This window comes from Actinoplanes sp. NPDC049681, from assembly GCF_044465265.1.
Taxonomy (GTDB): domain Bacteria; phylum Actinomycetota; class Actinomycetes; order Mycobacteriales; family Micromonosporaceae; genus Actinoplanes.
Map to the genome: position 1 here is coordinate 857,375 of NZ_JBITLP010000003.1, position 17,590 is coordinate 874,964.

A 17,590-nucleotide genomic window follows, 5' to 3' on the forward strand; every position below is an offset into this window, starting at 1 on the left:
GGAGGCGCCGGCGGCATCCTGATCGGGTGCCAGCATTCGACATCACGACCGCGATCGCGGCCACCCCGGAGCAACTCTTCGACCTGAGCCTCGACGTCGGCGCCCACACGGCGTCGATGTCGGGGTCGGGGGAGCGGATCGTGGCGGGGGTGCGCAGCGGGCAGATGCGGCTCGGCGACGAGGTCACCTGGTCGGCGCGGCATTTCGGGGTGCGGTGGCGGATGACGTCACGGATCACGGCCTACTCGCGGCCGGAGCGGTTCGTCGACGAACAGGTCCGGGGCCCGTTCCGCCGGTGGCATCACGAGCATCTGTTCTCGTGGGACCCGGAAGCCGGGGTCACGGTGATGCGGGACGTGATTGCGTTCGTGGCTCCGGTGGGGGTGGTGAGCCATGTGCTGCTGGGGCCGTACATGAAGAAATTGATCGAGCAACGCAACGCCCACCTCGCGGATTCCTTTTCCTGACGTCGATGCCGTCTTCGGCATCGTTCGTTCGGCTTGCCGAGTCGAGATCGTCGGTTGACCGTGCGCGGGAGGCGTCCCCGTAACCTCGTCGCATGATTTCCGCCGTTCCGGGTCGTCGGCATTGACGGGCCCGAAGCACGCAGCCGTCTACCCGCCCGGGGAGCGCGGCCGGCGGATCCTCTGGCGAACGGTCACGATGGGGCTGTTCTTCGCCCTCGAGGTGGGCGGATTCTGGGTCGCGCACGTCCTCGGATGGGCCGACGGGCTTGTCGGCGCGCTCATCGCCGTGCCGTATTGGACGGCGGTGACCTCGGTGTGGTCCCGCTACGGGCCGGAAATGCCCGGGCTGGGCTGAGCGTCTGGCTCGTTCAGGAGGCCTGGCGGGCGGGCATGTCGGCCCGCCAGGCCTCGGCCAGGTCGCTGAGCGGGATGCCGAGGGCCTGGCTGAGACAGACCACGGTGCCGAACGCCGGCGCGGGCAGGCGGCCCGCCTCGATCTTGCGCAGCGTCTCGGGAGAGATGCCGGCCGCCAGGGCCACCTCGACGAGGCTGCGGCCGCCCCGCGCGGCCCGGAGGGCGACTCCCAGGCGCCTGCCCGCTGCGATCTGCTCGGCGGTGAGGGGTTGGCGAACCATGCCAGCAGGATAGCCCTCCGGAGGGCGTGGTATAAAAATACCGCATGGGGAGAGGCAGGTTGTCGTGATCGAGCTCAAATCCGCCGAGGAGATCGGCCTGATGGCCGTGACCGGCCAGTTCGTCGGCGAGCTGCTCGCCGAGCTGCGCGGCGTCGCCGCGGTGGGCGTCAACCTGATGGACCTCGAACACCACGCCCGCCGCCGGATCGAGGAACGCGGTGCCGACTCCTGCTACTGGGACTACGAACCCTCGTTCGGCCGCGGCCCGTTCCGCAACGTGCTCTGCCTGTCGGTCAACGACGCGGTGCTGCACGGCCTGCCGCACGACTACGTCCTGCGGGACGGTGACCTGCTCAGCATCGACATGGCGGTCGCCATCGACGGCTGGGCCGCCGACTCCGCGCTCTCCGTCGTCGTCGGCACCCCGGACCCGGCCGACCTGAAGCTGATCGAGGCCACCGAGGTCGCGCTGGAGGCCGGCATCGCGGCCGCCCGGCCGGGCGGCCACCTCGGCGACGTCTCCGCCGCGATCGGCGAGGTCGCGAGTTCCTACGGGTACGGCGTGAACGGCGAGTTCGGCGGGCACGGGATCGGCCGGACCATGCATGAGGCGCCGCACGTCGCGAACAGCGGTCGTGCGCGGCGCGGCATGAAGCTCGAGGCGGGCCTGACCATCGCGATCGAGCCGTGGTTCTGCCGTTCCACCGACAAGATCCGGTTCGACGAGGACGGCTGGACGATCCGCTCCGCCGACGGATCGCGGACCGCCCACTCCGAACACACGGTCGCCATCACATCGTCCGGCCCCCGGGTCCTGACCCGCGCTCTCAGCTGACCTTCACCTTGATGGTGGAGTCGGCGAACAGATCGTCGGAGATCCGCAGGTACGCGAGGGTCGTGTCGGCCGGCACGTCGTACACGAGGAGCTGGTCGACGGTCTTTCCGGGATCGATCGGCTCGTCGAGATCGGTGCCCTTCGTGTTCGCGTACATCTCGGCGATCGTGCTCCGTTCCAACACCCGTTCCGTGGGGCTGGTGGCCTCGAGGCTCGTGGTGGGATAGCTGTCCGTCTTGTCGCCGACGTTCTTCACCGAGAACGACACCACGCAGAACTTGCCCTTGGCCTTCTCGGTGGCGCTGTCGTCGTAGGAGGTCGCCGGATCATCGGGTTTGGTGATCGCCTTCTTGCTGCAGTCGACACCGCGGACCGTCGCCTCGAACGACTTGACCCGCGCCGTGGCCCCGACCGCCACCTCTTCCACGTCGCCCGACGAACCCGAGAAGATCGACCAGAACGACGGGATCAGCACGCCGCCGACCGCCAGCAGTGCTCCCACCAAGAAGACCACGGCGATCAGCTTCTGGCGGCGGATCACCTCGGGTGGTTGCCGGATGGTCCGCGTGCTGGTGCTGATGGTGATGTGCGGCACGCCGGTGCCACCCGCGCCGTAGGGCCAGCCGGACGCCTGCGACGCCGGCATGGGCACCTCCCGCCGGCAGTACGGGCACCGCATGACACCCGCGGCCTGGTCGACCTCCATGCCGGCCCCGCAGGACGGGCAGCTGGACGAGACGGTGGCGGACTGCCCCTGGCCGGTCATCGCGGCATCGGGGGCGGCGTGTGGGCGAACAGGGGCGCGAGCTCCGCCACGTCCGCGGCTGGTGTCCATTGAGGCATCCCGGCCCGCCACACCAGCGTTTCCCGGGTGATCGCGCCGGCGCCCACCTGCCCGGCGAGGGCGGCGGGGTCGAACGGGCCCTGCTGGCTGCCGCCCACGCCGGCGTACCACTGCGGCGTCACCGGCAACGGCGGTGGCTGGGCGGGCGCGGACGCCTGGTTGCCCAGCTGCTGGCCGAAGAGCATTCCCACACCCAATCCCGTGCCCACCCCGGCGGCGCCGGGGTTCCGGGCGGCGTCCTCGATGGCATTGGCCGTCTGGAAGGTCGTGTATCGCTGCAGGTCGCCGATGATGCCCATCTGCGTACGCCGGTCGAGCGCCTGCTCCACCTCGGGCGGCACGGAGATGTTCTGGACGATGACGGTCGGAATCCTCAGGCCGAGCGGGGCGAGCTGCTCGGCGAGCGCCTCGGTGAGCTGCGCGCCGATGGCCTCCTGGTGGGCTGCCATGTCGAGCAGGGACACGTGCGCGGTCGCCAGCGCGGAGGTCAGCCGGCTCACGATCAGCTGCTGGAGATACCCCGCGACTTCTTCCGTACGGAATTCCGGATCTGTGCCCACCAGCTCGGTGAGGAACCGCCGGGCGTCGCTGATGCGCATCGCGTACGCGCCGTATGCACGCAGCCGCACCATGCCGAATTCCGGGTCACGCACGATGACCGGGTTCTGAGTGCCCCATTTGAGGTCGGTGAACTGCCGCGTGTTGACGAAGTAGACCTCGGCCTTGAACGGCGACTCGAATCCGTACTTCCAGCCCTTGAGAGTGGACAGTACGGGGAGATTCTGGGTGTGCAGCGTGTGCGTGCCGGGGCCGAAGGCATCCGCGATGGTGCCCTCGTTCACGAAGACGGCCACCTGAGACTCGCGCACCACCAGGCGGGCGCCCATCTTGATCTCGTTGTGATACCGCGGGAAGCGCCACACGATCGTGTCACGGCTGGCATCCAGCCATTCCACGATATCGATGAATTCGCCGCGTATCCTATCCATCATCGCCATACGGACCTACCCGACATCTCTTACGCGGCCGGTGCTCGGCCCCCGTCATCCCGGCCGGATGATATCAACGGTGATCAACTCGACGTGTACCCGTTCGGGCGGCTTTCCGGACGGCTGGTTCGGCGCTCGCACCCGCCTTCGAGTCCACAATGAACCGCTGGTCGCGGCTCCGGGGGAATTGACCGAAATCAGCATCCGGGGCCCCGCCGGCTTGTTGATCTCCCGTACGCTGCAGCATCCGTGCCCTTTCCTTCGGCACGCGGCGATACACATCGAGGAGTCATTCCGCATGGCAATGTCCTTTCCGCCCCGGCTCGCCCACATCACCCTGGGCCTCACCGTCGTAGCCGCCGCCACGACGACGATCGGCGCCCCGGCCCTGGCGGCGGCGCCGGGCGTCGCCAAGGTCGTCGGCTCGTCCACGGTCAGCTTCACTGCCAGCGCCGGTAACAAGAACGCGGTCGTCGTCACGCGCTCCGGCAAGACGATCACCATCGACGACCGGGTCAAGGTCAAGGCCGGCCACGGCTGCACCGCGGTACGAGGCGACGCGACGAAGGTCCGCTGCAAGACCGCCGACACACCGACCTACGTGACCGTGAACCTGGGCGATCTCAACGACTCCGCCACCAACAAGAGCGACCTCGGCATCGTCGCCGTCGGCGGCGCCGGCGACGACACGCTGACCGGTGGCCCCGGCAACGACTCGCTGTCGGGCGGGGCAGGCAACGACAAGCTCGTCGGCAAGGACGGCATCGACAGCCTCATCGGCGACGCCGGAAACGACCGGCTCGACGGCGGCACGGGCGGCGACGTGTTCATCGGCGGCACCGGCGCGGACACCTTCATCGGCGGAGCCGGCGCGGACACCGTGATGTACACCGATCACACCGCCGCCGTGACCGCCGACCTCGACGGGGTGGTCGGCGACGACGGTCAGCGGAACGAGAAGGACACCCTGCAGGCGGACATCGAGAACCTGTACGGCGGCAGCGGCAACGACACCCTCACGGGCAACGCCGCGGTGAACGTCATCTCCGGCGGCAAAGGCAACGACACGATCCACGGCGCAGCCGCCAACGACGTGATCAGTGGCGACGACGGCGACGACAACCTCTACGGCGACGAGGGCGCGGACGTGCTGACCGGGGCCAACGGCAACGACACCATCTACGGCGGCGAGGGCAACGACATCGGCCAGGGCGGCCTCGGCAGCGACCACCTGTACGGCGAGGCGGGCGACGACTTCCTCTCCGGCGACGGCGACAGCGCCGCGCTGGACGTGCTGGACGGCGGCCTGGACGGGGCGACCGGTGACTTCTGCACGGTTGCGGCGGCCGGGACGAAGACCAACTGCGAGATGTAACAGCCGATCGGTGCGTACGCCCGAGCCAGCTGCCCTTCGTGGCCGGCTCGGGCGTTTCGCGTTCGTGGTCGGCGGCGGATCAGGTGAAATCAGCGGCGGGCAACGCATCGGCCGGGGCCGCTACGGGCGGATGGTTCTGCTCGTACTGCCACAGCACCCGCCGCGACTCCTTGGTGTCCAACAGCCGCAGACCCCGCTCTGCCCAGTCCCGCAGGTCCTCGTCCTCGCCCTGCAGCTGTGCGACCAGCACCTCGAACGACCGCGGTGAGCGAGCCTGCCCGAGGAGCTCCAACAGCCAGCACCGCAGTCTGTGGTCGGTCTCTCGGCCGAACTCGACGATCAATTGGTCGACGTACGCTCCGGCGATCTCCGACAGCCGCTGAAAGCCGTCCTCCGCCAACTGGGGGTCGTGGCGACGCATCAGCCGCAACGCCCGCTCGAACTCGCTACCCACCATCGCAGGCTAACCGCCACGCGGACCTCGGCCGCTACGCTTCGCCCAGCACGGGCGGGACGCCCGGGTCGCGAACCGACAAGCTCGGCCCCGGACGAGCATCAAGGCTCGCAAACTCAGCAACTGAGTGCCTGGACCCCAGGCACAATAGCCGGATGCTTGCCGACGACGCCCAGCTCTGGCAGCTGTTGCACTCCCTCGACGACCCGGATCACCTCGAGTTTCCTGCAAACTACGACCACCACCGGGCCAGAGCCCGCTTCAACGCCCTGGCCGAGCGACTCGACCGCGACTTCAACTGCCAGACCGACGTCGACCGGAACGCGCAAGACGCCAGCTTCCACGGGCGCATCGACATCCCTGCCGCGGCCACGGCCACCGGCGAACGTCTCGTCATCGTCATCAGCAACTTCGGCGACCTGGCCGTTCTCGCCGTGGAAAACCCTGGTGTCTGGGACGCGGAGGAAGCCGCCTCGGTGCTGAATCCCGACGACAACAACCGGATCCACAGGGCCCTGCACGACCTCGGCTACGTCGCCGTTCCCGAAGGACCCCTCTGGAAGCGCTACGACGGCCCCGGGGGCGTCTTGGCCTCCGACGCCTCATGGTGGAACCGCTACTTCGACTATCTGTGACCCCGGGTCGGGTAAGCGGCCGAGCTCAGAACCTTGGCGACGGCTCTACGGTCGCATCAATGCCGGGATGGCTCTGGGTTGGGATGGGCTGGCGCGCCCGGCAGGATTCGAACCTGCGACCGACGGATTAGAAGGGGGCTTGATTCGCCGAGCTGTGGCATCTAGCAGCGACTTCTCTGTCGTAGACTCAATCTCCTGTGTCTCCACTGTTTCGCCGGAGCCGTGGTTCGTGACACGAGCCGTGCCACGGGTGGCCGTTCAAGACAAGCCGGTTCTGGGATATTGGGTCTGTACCGTCCCCTAACGCACAGTGAATCTGCCGGCGCCACGTTCACCCCAAGGGCGCAGATCGGTGCATCGAGCGTGTGCCCTGGACGGCGAGGGCGTTACATAGTTCTGGCGGTCGTAAGGCGGCCCACTCGGACGACCTCAGTGTTGCCGGCAGTGTCGCCGCCCAACGCACGGTCATCGGACGGCAGATAAGCGCTCGACCTACTTCACTCGCCTTGCCTGCTCATTCAAGGCAACAAGCCACCGGTCGCCGTCGACATCGGTGAACTCCACCTCGGTGCGAAACAGGGCAGGCAGTTGGTGTGGTTCGAGCCCCGCGGGCCAGGAGACGCTTAGGCCCTTGAGATCCCAGTTCAGAGACTTTGGAGGTGCCCCCGCTGGCAGGACCGGAAGCACTCCTAGCCCGAACTGCGCGGGTCCTCGGGGATGCAAGGCTTTGCCGTCCGCGGTGGGGTAGAACAGTCGGGCCTCAATTCGGAGGATTGGTTCAGCGCCGTAATTTCCCAGCCTTACCTGGAAATCGCTGACTGTCAGGAACTGCTGGCCGCTGCATCCGGCGTCAGTGAGCACTACAGCGCGGGCCTGCCGTGTGATCGGCTGGCGCTCTGACCGCGCCAGCGGCTCGGGAACACTTGTATCGGGGAGTGCGGGCCGCCGATCAGTGACACGCTGGCTAGGGATGGCTTCTGCTTCCGGCGCAAACCGGGCTCTCGTCCACCTGTGGCGCACGTCTTCGAGAAGGCTGGCGCTGCTGACAAGCGATGAACCTGGTCCGGTGGGGTTCTTGCCTGCCAACTCGGCCAGCATCCGGGTGATGGCCTCTACGTCGTGCCACCGGGTTGGGGCGTCACGTCCGAGAGCCTTCCGGATCGTCTCGTGGCTAGGGCTAGCAGGTAGATCATCGTTCGCCTTCATTTGCTTCGCGAGATCGCGGTGGGTGGGGCAGCCAGCCAAACACCAGAGGTCAAAGAGCAGGTAGACGAAGTCCGCCACTGGACCCGGCGCTAACACGGGTCTTTTCAGCTTCGGCGGCATACCCCTCCTTCAGCCAACCGCTGCCAAGCGCAGCCAACCCAGGGTACGGATAGAAGTCGATGATGCGAGGTGACGCGCCGAGTCAACGAACGCCAGTCATCATCAGCGGTTGCCTAGAGTAATCAACGCCCCTTCTCCGTCGCTAACACTGGATGTGCGGCTCACCTTTGAGCCCGCACTCAAGCTGCTGCCTCGGCCCACGCCGAGGGGGATCGGATGAAGGGTTCTTGCACGCACCATGAACGTTGCCTCGACCCGAGCTCTTTGGCTCGCACTGATCATGATCTGCTCCGCGCTCGTGGGCCTGGTCGCCAGCCTGCTAGATATGAGCGACGGCACCTTGCTGGCCGACGCCATCGTCACCGGCATCAAGGCCGGCGCGGGAGCCGTCGTGTTCCTGATCGCGGTGTTCTGCTTCGCTACTGCCGGCAGCGGCCCGCCTCGAGCGTAAGCGTGTCAGCGACTGCGCCAACGAAAGTGGCCACGTCTAGCTCTTGGCCGCAGTTATCACGCCTTCGTCAGTCTGCCGCGCAGGCCCGGCCATGAACCAAGATCATCAAAACAGGTCAGGCCCGGCTCAGACCGTCACCATCAGGAGCTACGAGACGGTGCCGGCGCCTGACCTCGAGAAGCACGGCGACTGTAGAGAATCCCAGTCCGGCCTGCTCCGATCGAGCGATCGAGGAGTGACTGTGAACATCTGACCAGTTGCTTGGTGCGGACTTGGAGGTGGCCGGATGGGCCGGTTCTGGGATGCGGCAACGGATCAAGCAGGCCGGGAGTTCGGCGAGCGCCACTAACGGTGGTTCGCCGGTCCCCGGATCGCGTGCGGGGTTGCGCCGCGGTGACGGGCTGGGGCGACCGCCATTCGATTGACGCCTACCGGTTTTGTCAGGGGTCAGTCCTACACTGTGCGCACGTCCAAGGTGTGCACATTTGTGGATCTTTGTAGGGGGCGGTCGTGTCGGTATCTGAGCCCTCCTTCACGGTTGAGGACATCAACCCGGAGGACTTTGCGGACGGAGTCTTTTACCTTCCGCTCGGGATTGAATTGCAGCCCCGCAGCCATCGTTGGGGCTATCCAGACCGGGCGCGGCTCCGGGAACTGGTGGCGCAGGACCGACCGCACGGGGCCAGTGGCCGCAAACTGTTGTGCTTGCTGTGTATGCGGCAGAAGGCGGTGCGCGGCCAGGCTGTCGAGCCAGTGTGGATGACGTTGGTGGAGACGCGGTTCGGACCGGTATTCCGGCACGAGAACGGTCGGTCGCCGCACGAGGAGCACACCCCGGAGAGCGATACGCATAAGGCGCTGAAGGAGCGCGAGGCGTCGGCGTGGGAGGCGGCCGGTGCGGAGGTGCAAGTGGAAGAGTGGCGGCCGCGGGCCAAGCGTCGACCCGATGTGCTGGCGGTGGGTGCGCGGCTGACTGTGGCCGGGGAGGTGCAGCACTCGACGATCTCGGCCTCGGTGGTAGGGCGGCGGCAGAAGGCGCTGGCGGCGGCTGGTCATCGGGTGGTGTGGACCACGGGCCGGGATGCTACTGACGTCGACTTCCTTCGGCGTGTCCCACATCTGGCGGTACCCGCTCTCGATGATCACCGGTTGTATTTGCGGGCACGAACGCCGACGTTGAACGTGGTGACGGGGTGGACGTTCTTTGAGGCCCAGCGGTGCGGCTGGGCGGACCTGTGGCGAGGGGTGAGCCGGTGCCCGGTGTCCGGGCGGGCGGCGCCGTGTGGGCGGCTGCATCTATATCCGACGTTGAACGCGAAGGAGTACAAGTCCGACCCAGACGCGATGTTTCCGTTCGGTGAGACTGTGCACCTTGACCATCTGCTCGAAGGGATTCTGCACGAGACGTGGGTTCCATATCGGGCTGCGGAAAGCCGGACTACTTGGGTGCCCGCGGCGGCATATGAGCGGGTTGTCGATGAACGTGGTGAGTTCGGTGATCCCGACATGCCGGGGCGGTTGCGTGGTGTGCGGCGGGAAGCGCGGCGGGTGTGTGAGCGGAACGGTCGCACCGCTGCGGCGGCGCCGCCGGCGCTTCCTGCGCCTGCGGTCGTGGTGCCGGCTGCCGCGACTGTCCCGGAATCGGCGGCGGTCGAGCAGGCGGAACTTCCCGGGGTCGGCGCCGGCGTGCTCTGCTGCGGTGCCCGGAGCGCTGTATGGGCGGGCGGGCCGCTTCAGCTGGGCTGCCAGCTGTGTCGCAACTCCCCTACATACTACGGGCGTTGACCTGAGGCGGGCCCGGTAGCTCACCGTTGCTCTGCGACCGTCGAACCCGGAATGGCCCGCTTCCGTTAGCTCCTAACACGACCTGCTGAATCGATGTTAATCGGCGCTACAAGGTGAATGTCACTCTCGTTTGGCTGTCGGGCCGGGCGCGATGGTCTCGGTGAGGTCGTTCCGCTTGCCGGTGATGGGATCAATGCCGGCGTAGACCTTGACCCTGAGTGACCCACTCGGCAGGGTTTCGATGCGTCCACGTTGGCGCCCGGTGGATCGGGATGCGGCTGCCATGGGCCGAACCTAGCTCGTTCGTGCCATGAATCGCACCACGCGAAGTAGTTCAAGATCCGTGATCATGGGATTGACCTGGGCGCGCCCGGCAGGATTCGAACCTGCGACCGACGGATTAGAAGTTGTAGCGCTTCGAGTTGGCCTGAGGGTCGGAACCTGCGCTGACCTGCGAATGAACTCTCGCGGTCCTCGCCGTTGGGGGCTGTTGTTGTCCGTCATTGACCGCCGTATCGGGCACGTATCGGGCACGATCTCGGCCGAACCGACGCTCTCTTCCGTGTCAACTAGGTCAAGGTCGAACGTCTACTTCGACGTACTGCTGTGTGCCCTGGTCAGGGGCGTGGTTTTCATCGGTCTAGGGGAGTGTTGGAGGCGGTGCTTTACAAGATCGTCTCCCCGCTTTCTCCCAGATGTGCGGCGATGGTCTATCGCTCCCCGTCGTCGGCGCCGAGCTCTCGCCGCATCGCGTCGAGCAGTGCTTCCAAACGTTCTTGGTAGCCGCTGCGGAACGCTGCTGCGTCCCGCTGGCTTTCCGACCGCGTGTCTGGAGGCCCGAGCGCTTCACCTGGGAGCCACCAGAGGTGGTCAGCCGCATCGCGAACGGCCTTCGAAGCAAGGAGGAAGAGATCTTGACGGCAGATGTTCGCTGGTCGAACCGCATCTAGTGCTGCTGATCGTCTTGCCGGTGCGCTTTCGTTGTTCTGGGCGAGGGTTGTTAAGTACGCGGATGTCCTCATGTAGACCTCGTCCATCGCCGCTACGTAGGCCGCGTAGGACCTTCGGCGGTCGCCGTGCCAGCGGCTGAGGTCCTCCCGGCGGCTTCTCCTGCGATCCAGCAGCCACGTCGTCATCTGGGTAGCGAGTACGCCGAGGATCGCGAAAGCGCCGGCTATCACAGGGACGCCCCACCATGGGGAAGTGTTCGCGGCGGCAGCAGCGATCAGCATCTGGGCCTCCAAGCGCTTATGTGCCACTTCCGAGGGCGCGTACTGGCATCGTATGTCGTCGGCGAACGGGCGTTATTGCGGCAGTTATCCGGCGTACAGGCCGACTCGTCCGTCGCCCGCCTGCTTACGGCGCTTTTCATGGTCCTTGAGCTGGTGTTTCGAACGTCAGTACTGGTTGATGTCGGTCAGTACTGGTCGGCGTTTGACGGCCCAGCCACGGTCCTGACGGCCCAGAGACGGCCCAGGAACGATCTTCAAAAGCACGAAGCGGGCGACCGTTTACCGGTACTGGCATCCCGTCGCGCAGGCTCCGCCCTGCCGGGCCGCGCCCGGGTGGTGAAGGTGGAGCGCCCTACCGGACGAACGACCTTCGCCACCCGGGCGCGGTCTGGCTGCCTCCGGTGTGCGATGGGTCGCGGTACCGGACCGGACATCCCGGAGTCGCCCGGGTCCAGGGGCGGAGCCCCGGCCGCCGGAGGCCTTCTCCGGGTCGTAGGGCCGGAGGCCCTACCCGCCGGAGGCACGGTTGTCGCGTTCGGCTGGGTCGACGCGGGTGTCGCCGTGCGGGTGATCGACGGCTGCAGGGCTGCTGTGATGGATGGGATACTGTGCGTTATGCCGGAGCCTTACAGGACGCCGCGTCGGGTGTTTCTGAGTCACACCTCGGAGTTGCGGCGGTTGCCTGTGCCGCGATCGTTCATCGCGGCGGCCGAGGAGGCGGTGACCAAGGCCGGCGACGCGATGACGGACATGAAGTATTTCGCCGCGCGAGATGACAAGCCGGCGGCGGTATGTCGGCAAGCGGTGACGGACGCCGACGTATATGTGCTGGTGGCGGGGTTCCGGTACGGGTCACCGGTGCGGGATGAGCCGGAGCTGTCGTACACGGAGTTGGAATTCGCGGCGGCGTCGGAGGCGGGGATGCCGCGGCTGGTGTTCTTGCTGTCCGAGGAGGCGGAGGGCCCGGCCGACCTGTTCCGTGACGTGCGGTTCGGCGATCGGCAGGAGGCGTTTCGGCGGCGCCTGCGCGATTCGGGGTTGACGACGGTGTCGGTGTCCTCGCCGGACGGGTTGGCGGCGGCGGTGTTGCACGCGCTGACCGAGCTTGCCCGGCCACGATCGGCTGACGTGCCGGTGGGCCGGGTGTGGAACATCCCGGCCCCCACTGCGACGTTCACCGGCCGGGACACGCTGCTGGGCAGCCTGCGGTCGGGGCTGGCCGCCCGGGGGCGGGTGGCGGCCGTGCACGGCATGGGTGGGGTGGGCAAGACCACGACGGCGATCGAGTACGCGCACCGGTTCGGCGAGGGCTATGACGTGGCGTGGTGGGCTGCGGCGGAAGACCCGGCGCTGATTGCGGACCAGTTGGCCACGCTGGCGCAGGCGCTGGGCCTGGCCGATGCCACGGTGGCGGCGGAGGCGGCGGTGACTCGGCTGTTGGGGGCGCTGCGGGGACGGGACCGGTGGCTGGTGGTCTTCGACAACGCCGAGGACCCGTCAGCGTTGGCCCGGTTCTTGCCGAGCGGTGCGGGCGGGCACGTGATCGTGACTTCCCGCAACCCGGATTGGCATGATCTGGCCGCCGGGGTGGAGGTGGAGGAGTTCACCCGGGCCGAGTCGGTGGCCCTGCTACAGACCCGCGTGCCGGCGATGTCCGGGGTGGACGCCGATCGGGTGGCGGCGGCGGTGGGAGATCTGCCGTTGGCGGTCGACCAGGCCGCTGGCTTGCTGGCGGACACCGATCTGACCGTCGACGACTACCTCGAGCTGCTGGCCGTCCAGTCCCGGCGGCTGCTCAGTCGGCGCGGCGAGGGTAGGTATCCGCTGTCGGTGGCGGCGGCATGGACCGTCGCGTTCGACCGGCTCGCCGCGGACGATGCGGCGGCGGCGCAGGCGTTGATGCTGCTGGCCTGGCTGGCGCCGGAACCGGTGCCGATCAGCCTGCTGACCGGGCACCCGGGTCTGCTGCCCGAGCCGCTGGCGGGGGTGGTCGCCGATCCGCTGGGGATGGCCGGGCTGCGCACGGTGGTGCGGCGGCGGGGCCTGGCCCGGGTCGGGACGGACAGTGTGCTACTGCATCGGATCCCGGCCGCGCTGCTGCGGGCCCGCACCGAGGACGACGCCATCGAGGCGACCCCCGGTGGTGCGGGTTGGGCTGTGGTGGTGGTGCGGTTGCTGAAGGCGGCACTGCCGGGCGACCCGTGGGACAACCCGCCGGTGTGGCCGGCCTGGCGCCGGCTGCTGCCGCACGTGCTGACCGCAATCGACCCCGACCGGCAGCTGACCGCCGCCGCCGCCGAGCTGGCCACACTCTGTGATCAGGCCGCGTCCTACCAGCAGGCCCGCGGTGAGCCCCGCGAGGCGCTGCCGCTGTCGCAACGGGCCTACGACCTGCGGCATAAGCTGCTCGGCCCCGACGACGACGGCACTCTCGTCTCGGCCAACAACCACGCCCTCGACCTGCGCGAGCTGGGTGAGATCGGTCGGGCGCGGGAGTTGGACGAGGACACCTACGCCCGCCGCCGCCGGGTGCTGGGCGAGGACCATCCGGACACCCTCACCTCGGCCAACAACCTCGCCCGCGACCTGCACGTGCTGGGTGAGGTCGCTCGGGCGCGGGAGTTGGACGAGGACACCTACGCCCGCCGCCGCCGGGTGCTGGGCGAGGACCATCCGAACACCCTCACCTCGGCCAACAACCTCGCCCTCGACTTGCACGCGCTGGGTGAGGTCGCTCGGGCGCGGGAGTTGGACGACGACACCTACGCCCGCCGCCGCCGGGCGCTGGGCGAGGACCACCCGGACACCCTCACCTCGGCCAGCAACCTCGCCTATAGCCTGCACGTGCTGGGTGAGGTCGATCGGGCGCGGGAGTTGGACGAGGACACCTACGCCCGCCGCCGCCGGGTGCTGGGCGAGGACCATCCGAACACCCTCATTTCGGCCAGCAACCTCGCCTATGGCCTGCACGTGCTGGGTGAGGTCGCTCGGGCGCGGGAGTTGGACGAGGACACCTACGCCCGCCGCCGCCGGGCGCTGGGCGAGGACCACCCGGACACTCGCGCCGTGGAACGACGGCTACGCGAGAAGGAAGACCTCGGCAGCAGTGCGGCATCCGAATAGAAGCCCCAGTTCCGCGGTGTCCGGCGGTGCTGGGGCTTCGCCGTGTCCGGCGAAGCTTTCCGTGTGCGCGGCCGGGGCCGGCGCGGAGCCGAAGGCGGGAGCGCCGTGCCCCGAAGCCGCGCCTTGAAGATGTGGAGAAAGTTCTCACCCGGAAAAGACAGGAAAGACAGGAAAGACAGGAAAGACAGGAAAGACAGGAAAGACAGGAAAGACAGGATAATTTGCCGTGTCCCGGGGCCGACATGACAGGTCGGCATCAGGACATGCGGTGACACTCCGCTCGGACATAGTCGGCCCTCATGGTTCTGTTGGGTCAGATGGGTTGAACTGCTGTCGGAGTTTGCTGGCCTCGGCGTGTTGGCCGAGGGCGTCCAGGTCGACGGCGAGGTTGTGGGCCGAGCCGAGGGTGAGGGGGTGGTCGTCGCCGAGGACCCGCCCCCTGCGGGCGAGGGTGTCCTCGTCTAGCTGACGTGCCCGTTCGTGCTCCCCGACGTGGCGCAGGTCGGCGGCGAGGTTGTTGGCCGTGCGTAGGGTCTCGGGGTGGTCGTCGCCGAGGACGCGTCTGTACCGGGCGAGGGTGTCCTCGTCCAGCTGGCGGGCTTGCTCGTGCTCCCCGACCTGGCGCAGGTCGGCGGCGAGGTTGTTGGCCGAGCCGAGGGTGTCGGGGTGGTCGTCGCCGAGGACCCGCCGCCTGCGGGCGAGGGTGTCCTCATTCAGCTGGCGGGCTCGCTCGTGCTCCCCCACCTGGCGCAGGTCGACGGCGAGGTTGTTGGCCGAGCCGAGGGTGAGGGGGTGGTCGTCGCCGAGGACCCGCCGCCTGCGGGCGAGGGTGTCCTCGTCCAGCTGGCGGGCTCGCTCGTGCTCCCCCACCTGGCGCAGGTCGTCGGCGAGGTTGTTGGCCGCGGCGAGGGTGTCGGGGTGGTCGTCGCCGAGGACGCGTCTGTACCGGGCGAGGGTGTCCTCGTCCAGCTCGCGGGCCTGCTGGTAGTGGCCGAGCTGTCGGCGGATTTCGGCGAGAGTGGCCGCCGCCGCCAGGGTGCTGGAGTCGTCCGGGCCGTGCCGTTGGGTCCATGCCTGGTGCAGGTGCTCAGCCAGGGGCAGGGCGGTGCGGGCGTCGCCGCGGGCGGCCAGCTGCCACATCGCGTTAATGGCGGTCCAACGCAGGTCAAGGTTACTGGTGGCGGCCGGGTCGGCGGCCAGGAGGTGAGGCAGCAGCATGGTCCATCGCGGCCACCATTGCGGGTTGGTGCCGTCCTCGGGGGAGGCGGCAACCAGTAGCTGTTCGACGGTGCTGCGGTGGGCGTCGGGGGTGGGGTCGGTGTCGCGCAGCACGGCTTGGACCAGCCGGTGCAGTACCGGGCCGGTGTCGGTGAGCCGGGCCAGCCCGTACCGGGCGAGCTGGGCCACGGCGCCGGCGAACGGGACCGGCCGACCCGCCATGGCGGCCAGGGGGTCGGGGAGCAGGTCGGGCCGGGCGGTGAACACGTCGGCCGGGATGGGTTCGGCTCCGAGCCGCGCACACAGGTAAAGCAGCTGCCCGGCCCCGGGATCGGCGGTGCGTAACCGATCGGCGGTCAAGGTGATGGTGGCGGCCAGCGGGGCCGGGTAGCCGGCCGGGGGTCGTCCGGTCTGCATCAACTCGGCGGCGTGTTCACGAAGCTCGCCCAGGTAGGTGCTGACGTTGAGGCGGGTTTCGCCGAGCAGGTCCGCGGCTTGCCCGACGGCCAGCGGCAGGTCCCCCAACGCCTCGGCGAGCTGATCCGCATCGGCCTGACCCAGATGAGGCAGATGGGTCTGGAGCAGGGCGACGGATTCGTCGCGGGTGAACACGTCCACGTTCACCCCGGTGGCGACACCGGTCCAGTTGGGGTTGCGGCTGGTGATCAGCAGATGGCCTGGCCCGTCCGGCAGCCACGGCGCGAGCTGGTCGCGGTCTTCGGCGTTGTCGAAGACCAGCAACCACCGCTCCACCCGGCGCAGATGATCGTGCAGCGCCTCGACCGCCTCCGGCGTGGCCGTGCCGGCCGGGACCAGAGGTAGCTTCTGGGCCAGGGTGGCGAGGTGGTCGCCGATCACCTCGGGCTGCTCGGCCGGGATCCACCACACCAGGTCGTACTCCCCGGCGAACCGGTGGGCGTATTCGAGGGCGAGCTGGGTCTTGCCGACGCCGCCAAGGCCGTGCAACGCCTGCACCGCGACCCGGCTGCCGCCCCGCAGGGTGTCGTGCAACCGGTTCAGCATGCCGTCGCGGCCGGTGAACCCCGGATTGCGGCGGGTCAGGTTCCACGCCGCGGGCAGCGACCCGGGCGGCCGCGGCCCCCCACGTCCATCAGCCGCAGGAGTCGCGGCGCGCTGGCCGGGATAGGTTGGCGCGACTGCCGACAGCGTTCCGGCGGGCGAGGGGTCGAGCACCCGCCGTACGGCGTCGACCAGCACGGTGACAGCCTCGTCCTGGGACAGGTCGAACACGTCCGGCACGATGATCGGTGACCACAACCCGCCGTGCAGATCAACGCCGTCGACCCGCAGCGGGATCAGCTTCGCGTCCGGATCCTTGCGGCGCTGCGCCAGCCGGCTGGTCCATTCATCGGTGGTGTACCGGCCCGGATCCAGGTAGGCCGCCGACAGCAGCACCAGCATCGGATTCTTGCGGTGCAACGCCTCGTGCATGGCCTGCATGAAGTTGGTCCCCGGCGCCCAGTCGATCGTGTCCAACTCGGTGCGGTAACCGGCCGTCTCCAGGTGCCAGCGTGCCCACTCGGCCCACGCCCGGTCCCGGCCCGCGTGCGAGATGAAGATCCGGGACGCATCGCTCACAGCATCCACAATGCACCAGCCACCATCCGTACGACGACCACCGAACGGCGGATCTGCACAGCTACCGTCTCTAACCCGATCTGTCATCCCCGCGTCCTGATACCGATCTGTCGCCCGGGTCATGGGACCACACATTCAGCGGATCGCTGTCTAGTCCCACCTGATGTTTGACGTTTCCGTCCCAGCTGTGGCTTGACGGTTGGTCTAGGTCTCGTTGCTGGGCTCGGCTGCGGAAGGGTTTGCCGAGCCCTCGGTGCCGTCGGCGCCACCTTTGCGGCCGAGAACTTGCCACCCCGTTTCGGTGCGGAGCAGGTAGACGTCGCGCCGGTTCATTCCGTACCGGCGGTTGAACCAGTGCTCGACAGGTTGAGCCATGCCCTGACGTTAGAACGCATGTTCGATTGGATCAAGCGCTCGAAGGCAACAGGGGTTTGGGTTCTCAGCGGAGTTGATCCCTTCTCGCTCGATCTGATCCACCCCGGCCCACCTGCGGACCAGTAGGGCCGCAGCCTCCCGGGGCGATGCAGCGCCGAATCGGTAGCGAATCTCTCATGTCGGTGGATGACCGGGTCTCGTGGTGGGCAGTTCCGGTCTTCAGTGGCCTCTTACTCGCTCAAGACAG

At 68.1% G+C, this 17,590-nt stretch carries 17 protein-coding genes; 8 read left to right on the forward strand and 9 right to left on the reverse strand.

Annotated elements, in window-relative coordinates:
* Nucleotides 1-26: 26 nt before the first annotated feature.
* Nucleotides 27-467, forward strand: a complete 441-nt coding sequence (locus ACIBO8_RS13980) for an SRPBCC family protein (RefSeq protein ID WP_396115520.1) — start codon at nucleotides 27-29, stop codon at nucleotides 465-467.
* A 121-nt stretch (nucleotides 468-588) separates the two neighbouring features.
* Nucleotides 589-822 carry a hypothetical protein gene (locus tag ACIBO8_RS13985; RefSeq protein WP_396115521.1) on the forward strand — a complete coding sequence of 78 codons (234 nt, stop codon included), beginning with the start codon at nucleotides 589-591 and terminating at the stop codon, nucleotides 820-822.
* A gap of 13 nt (nucleotides 823-835) precedes the next feature.
* Here the strand turns inward: ACIBO8_RS13985 and ACIBO8_RS13990 are convergent, their stop codons facing one another.
* Nucleotides 836-1,102, reverse strand: a complete 267-nt coding sequence (locus ACIBO8_RS13990) for a helix-turn-helix domain-containing protein (RefSeq protein ID WP_396115522.1) — start codon at nucleotides 1,100-1,102, stop codon at nucleotides 836-838.
* Between the two features lie 64 nt (nucleotides 1,103-1,166).
* On the opposite strand from ACIBO8_RS13990, the gene map reads away from it, so the two are divergent.
* The gene (gene map / locus ACIBO8_RS13995) at nucleotides 1,167-1,937 is read left to right on the forward strand and encodes a type I methionyl aminopeptidase (RefSeq protein WP_396115523.1); all 771 of its coding nucleotides are present in this window, start codon (nucleotides 1,167-1,169) and stop codon (nucleotides 1,935-1,937) included.
* Here the strand turns inward: map and ACIBO8_RS14000 are convergent.
* Nucleotides 1,930-2,703 carry a DUF4352 domain-containing protein gene (locus tag ACIBO8_RS14000; protein ID WP_396115524.1) on the reverse strand — a complete coding sequence of 258 codons (774 nt, stop codon included), beginning with the start codon at nucleotides 2,701-2,703 and terminating at the stop codon, nucleotides 1,930-1,932. The two genes, map and ACIBO8_RS14000, sit on opposite strands and share 8 nt — an antisense overlap.
* Nucleotides 2,700-3,737, reverse strand: a complete 1,038-nt coding sequence (locus ACIBO8_RS14005) for an SPFH domain-containing protein (RefSeq protein ID WP_396115525.1) — start codon at nucleotides 3,735-3,737, stop codon at nucleotides 2,700-2,702. The genes ACIBO8_RS14000 and ACIBO8_RS14005 overlap by 4 nt, the downstream gene beginning before the upstream one ends.
* 331 nt (nucleotides 3,738-4,068) lie before the next feature.
* Between ACIBO8_RS14005 and ACIBO8_RS14010 the strand changes: the two genes are divergently transcribed.
* The gene (locus ACIBO8_RS14010) at nucleotides 4,069-5,145 is read left to right on the forward strand and encodes a calcium-binding protein (RefSeq protein ID WP_396115526.1); all 1,077 of its coding nucleotides are present in this window, start codon (nucleotides 4,069-4,071) and stop codon (nucleotides 5,143-5,145) included.
* Between the two features lie 79 nt (nucleotides 5,146-5,224).
* On the opposite strand, the gene ACIBO8_RS14015 is transcribed toward ACIBO8_RS14010, so the two are convergent.
* Nucleotides 5,225-5,602, reverse strand: coding sequence for a HEAT repeat domain-containing protein (locus ACIBO8_RS14015; RefSeq protein ID WP_396115527.1), 378 nt, complete (start codon nucleotides 5,600-5,602; stop codon nucleotides 5,225-5,227).
* A 152-nt stretch (nucleotides 5,603-5,754) separates the two neighbouring features.
* Here ACIBO8_RS14015 and ACIBO8_RS14020 point away from each other — a divergent pair, with 152 nt between their 5' ends.
* Complete coding sequence (locus tag ACIBO8_RS14020; RefSeq protein WP_396115528.1) at nucleotides 5,755-6,234, forward strand: hypothetical protein; 480 nt, start codon at nucleotides 5,755-5,757, stop codon at nucleotides 6,232-6,234.
* A 492-nt stretch (nucleotides 6,235-6,726) separates the two neighbouring features.
* Here the strand turns inward: ACIBO8_RS14020 and ACIBO8_RS14025 are convergent, their stop codons facing one another.
* Nucleotides 6,727-7,560 carry a hypothetical protein gene (locus ACIBO8_RS14025; protein ID WP_396115529.1) on the reverse strand — a complete coding sequence of 278 codons (834 nt, stop codon included), beginning with the start codon at nucleotides 7,558-7,560 and terminating at the stop codon, nucleotides 6,727-6,729.
* A gap of 238 nt (nucleotides 7,561-7,798) precedes the next feature.
* Here ACIBO8_RS14025 and ACIBO8_RS14030 point away from each other — a divergent pair, with 238 nt between their 5' ends.
* Together ACIBO8_RS14030 and ACIBO8_RS14035 are read left to right on the forward strand one after the other, a co-directional pair.
* Entirely contained in the window at nucleotides 7,799-8,011 is a 213-nt protein-coding gene (locus tag ACIBO8_RS14030) for a hypothetical protein (RefSeq protein ID WP_396115530.1), read from the forward strand.
* Nucleotides 8,012-8,521: 510 nt separating this feature from the next.
* Entirely contained in the window at nucleotides 8,522-9,796 is a 1,275-nt protein-coding gene (locus ACIBO8_RS14035) for a competence protein CoiA family protein (protein ID WP_396115531.1), read from the forward strand.
* A gap of 120 nt (nucleotides 9,797-9,916) precedes the next feature.
* Here the strand turns inward: ACIBO8_RS14035 and ACIBO8_RS14040 are convergent, their stop codons facing one another.
* Together ACIBO8_RS14040 and ACIBO8_RS14045 are read right to left on the reverse strand one after the other, a co-directional pair.
* Nucleotides 9,917-10,081 carry a hypothetical protein gene (locus ACIBO8_RS14040; RefSeq protein ID WP_396115532.1) on the reverse strand — a complete coding sequence of 55 codons (165 nt, stop codon included), beginning with the start codon at nucleotides 10,079-10,081 and terminating at the stop codon, nucleotides 9,917-9,919.
* A gap of 425 nt (nucleotides 10,082-10,506) precedes the next feature.
* Nucleotides 10,507-11,028: a hypothetical protein gene (locus ACIBO8_RS14045; protein WP_396115533.1), complete on the reverse strand. Its 522-nt coding sequence runs from the start codon at nucleotides 11,026-11,028 to the stop codon at nucleotides 10,507-10,509.
* Between the two features lie 615 nt (nucleotides 11,029-11,643).
* On the opposite strand from ACIBO8_RS14045, the gene fxsT (ACIBO8_RS14050) reads away from it, so the two are divergent.
* Nucleotides 11,644-14,151 carry an FxSxx-COOH system tetratricopeptide repeat protein gene (fxsT, locus tag ACIBO8_RS14050; RefSeq protein WP_396115534.1) on the forward strand — a complete coding sequence of 836 codons (2,508 nt, stop codon included), beginning with the start codon at nucleotides 11,644-11,646 and terminating at the stop codon, nucleotides 14,149-14,151.
* Between the two features lie 297 nt (nucleotides 14,152-14,448).
* Here fxsT (ACIBO8_RS14050) and fxsT (ACIBO8_RS14055) read toward each other — a convergent pair whose 3' ends face one another.
* The gene (gene fxsT / locus ACIBO8_RS14055) at nucleotides 14,449-16,968 is read right to left on the reverse strand and encodes an FxSxx-COOH system tetratricopeptide repeat protein (RefSeq protein WP_396115535.1); all 2,520 of its coding nucleotides are present in this window, start codon (nucleotides 16,966-16,968) and stop codon (nucleotides 14,449-14,451) included.
* 204 nt (nucleotides 16,969-17,172) lie between these two features.
* The gene (locus ACIBO8_RS14060) at nucleotides 17,173-17,343 is read right to left on the reverse strand and encodes a hypothetical protein (protein ID WP_396115536.1); all 171 of its coding nucleotides are present in this window, start codon (nucleotides 17,341-17,343) and stop codon (nucleotides 17,173-17,175) included.
* Nucleotides 17,344-17,590: the final 247 nt, after the last annotated feature.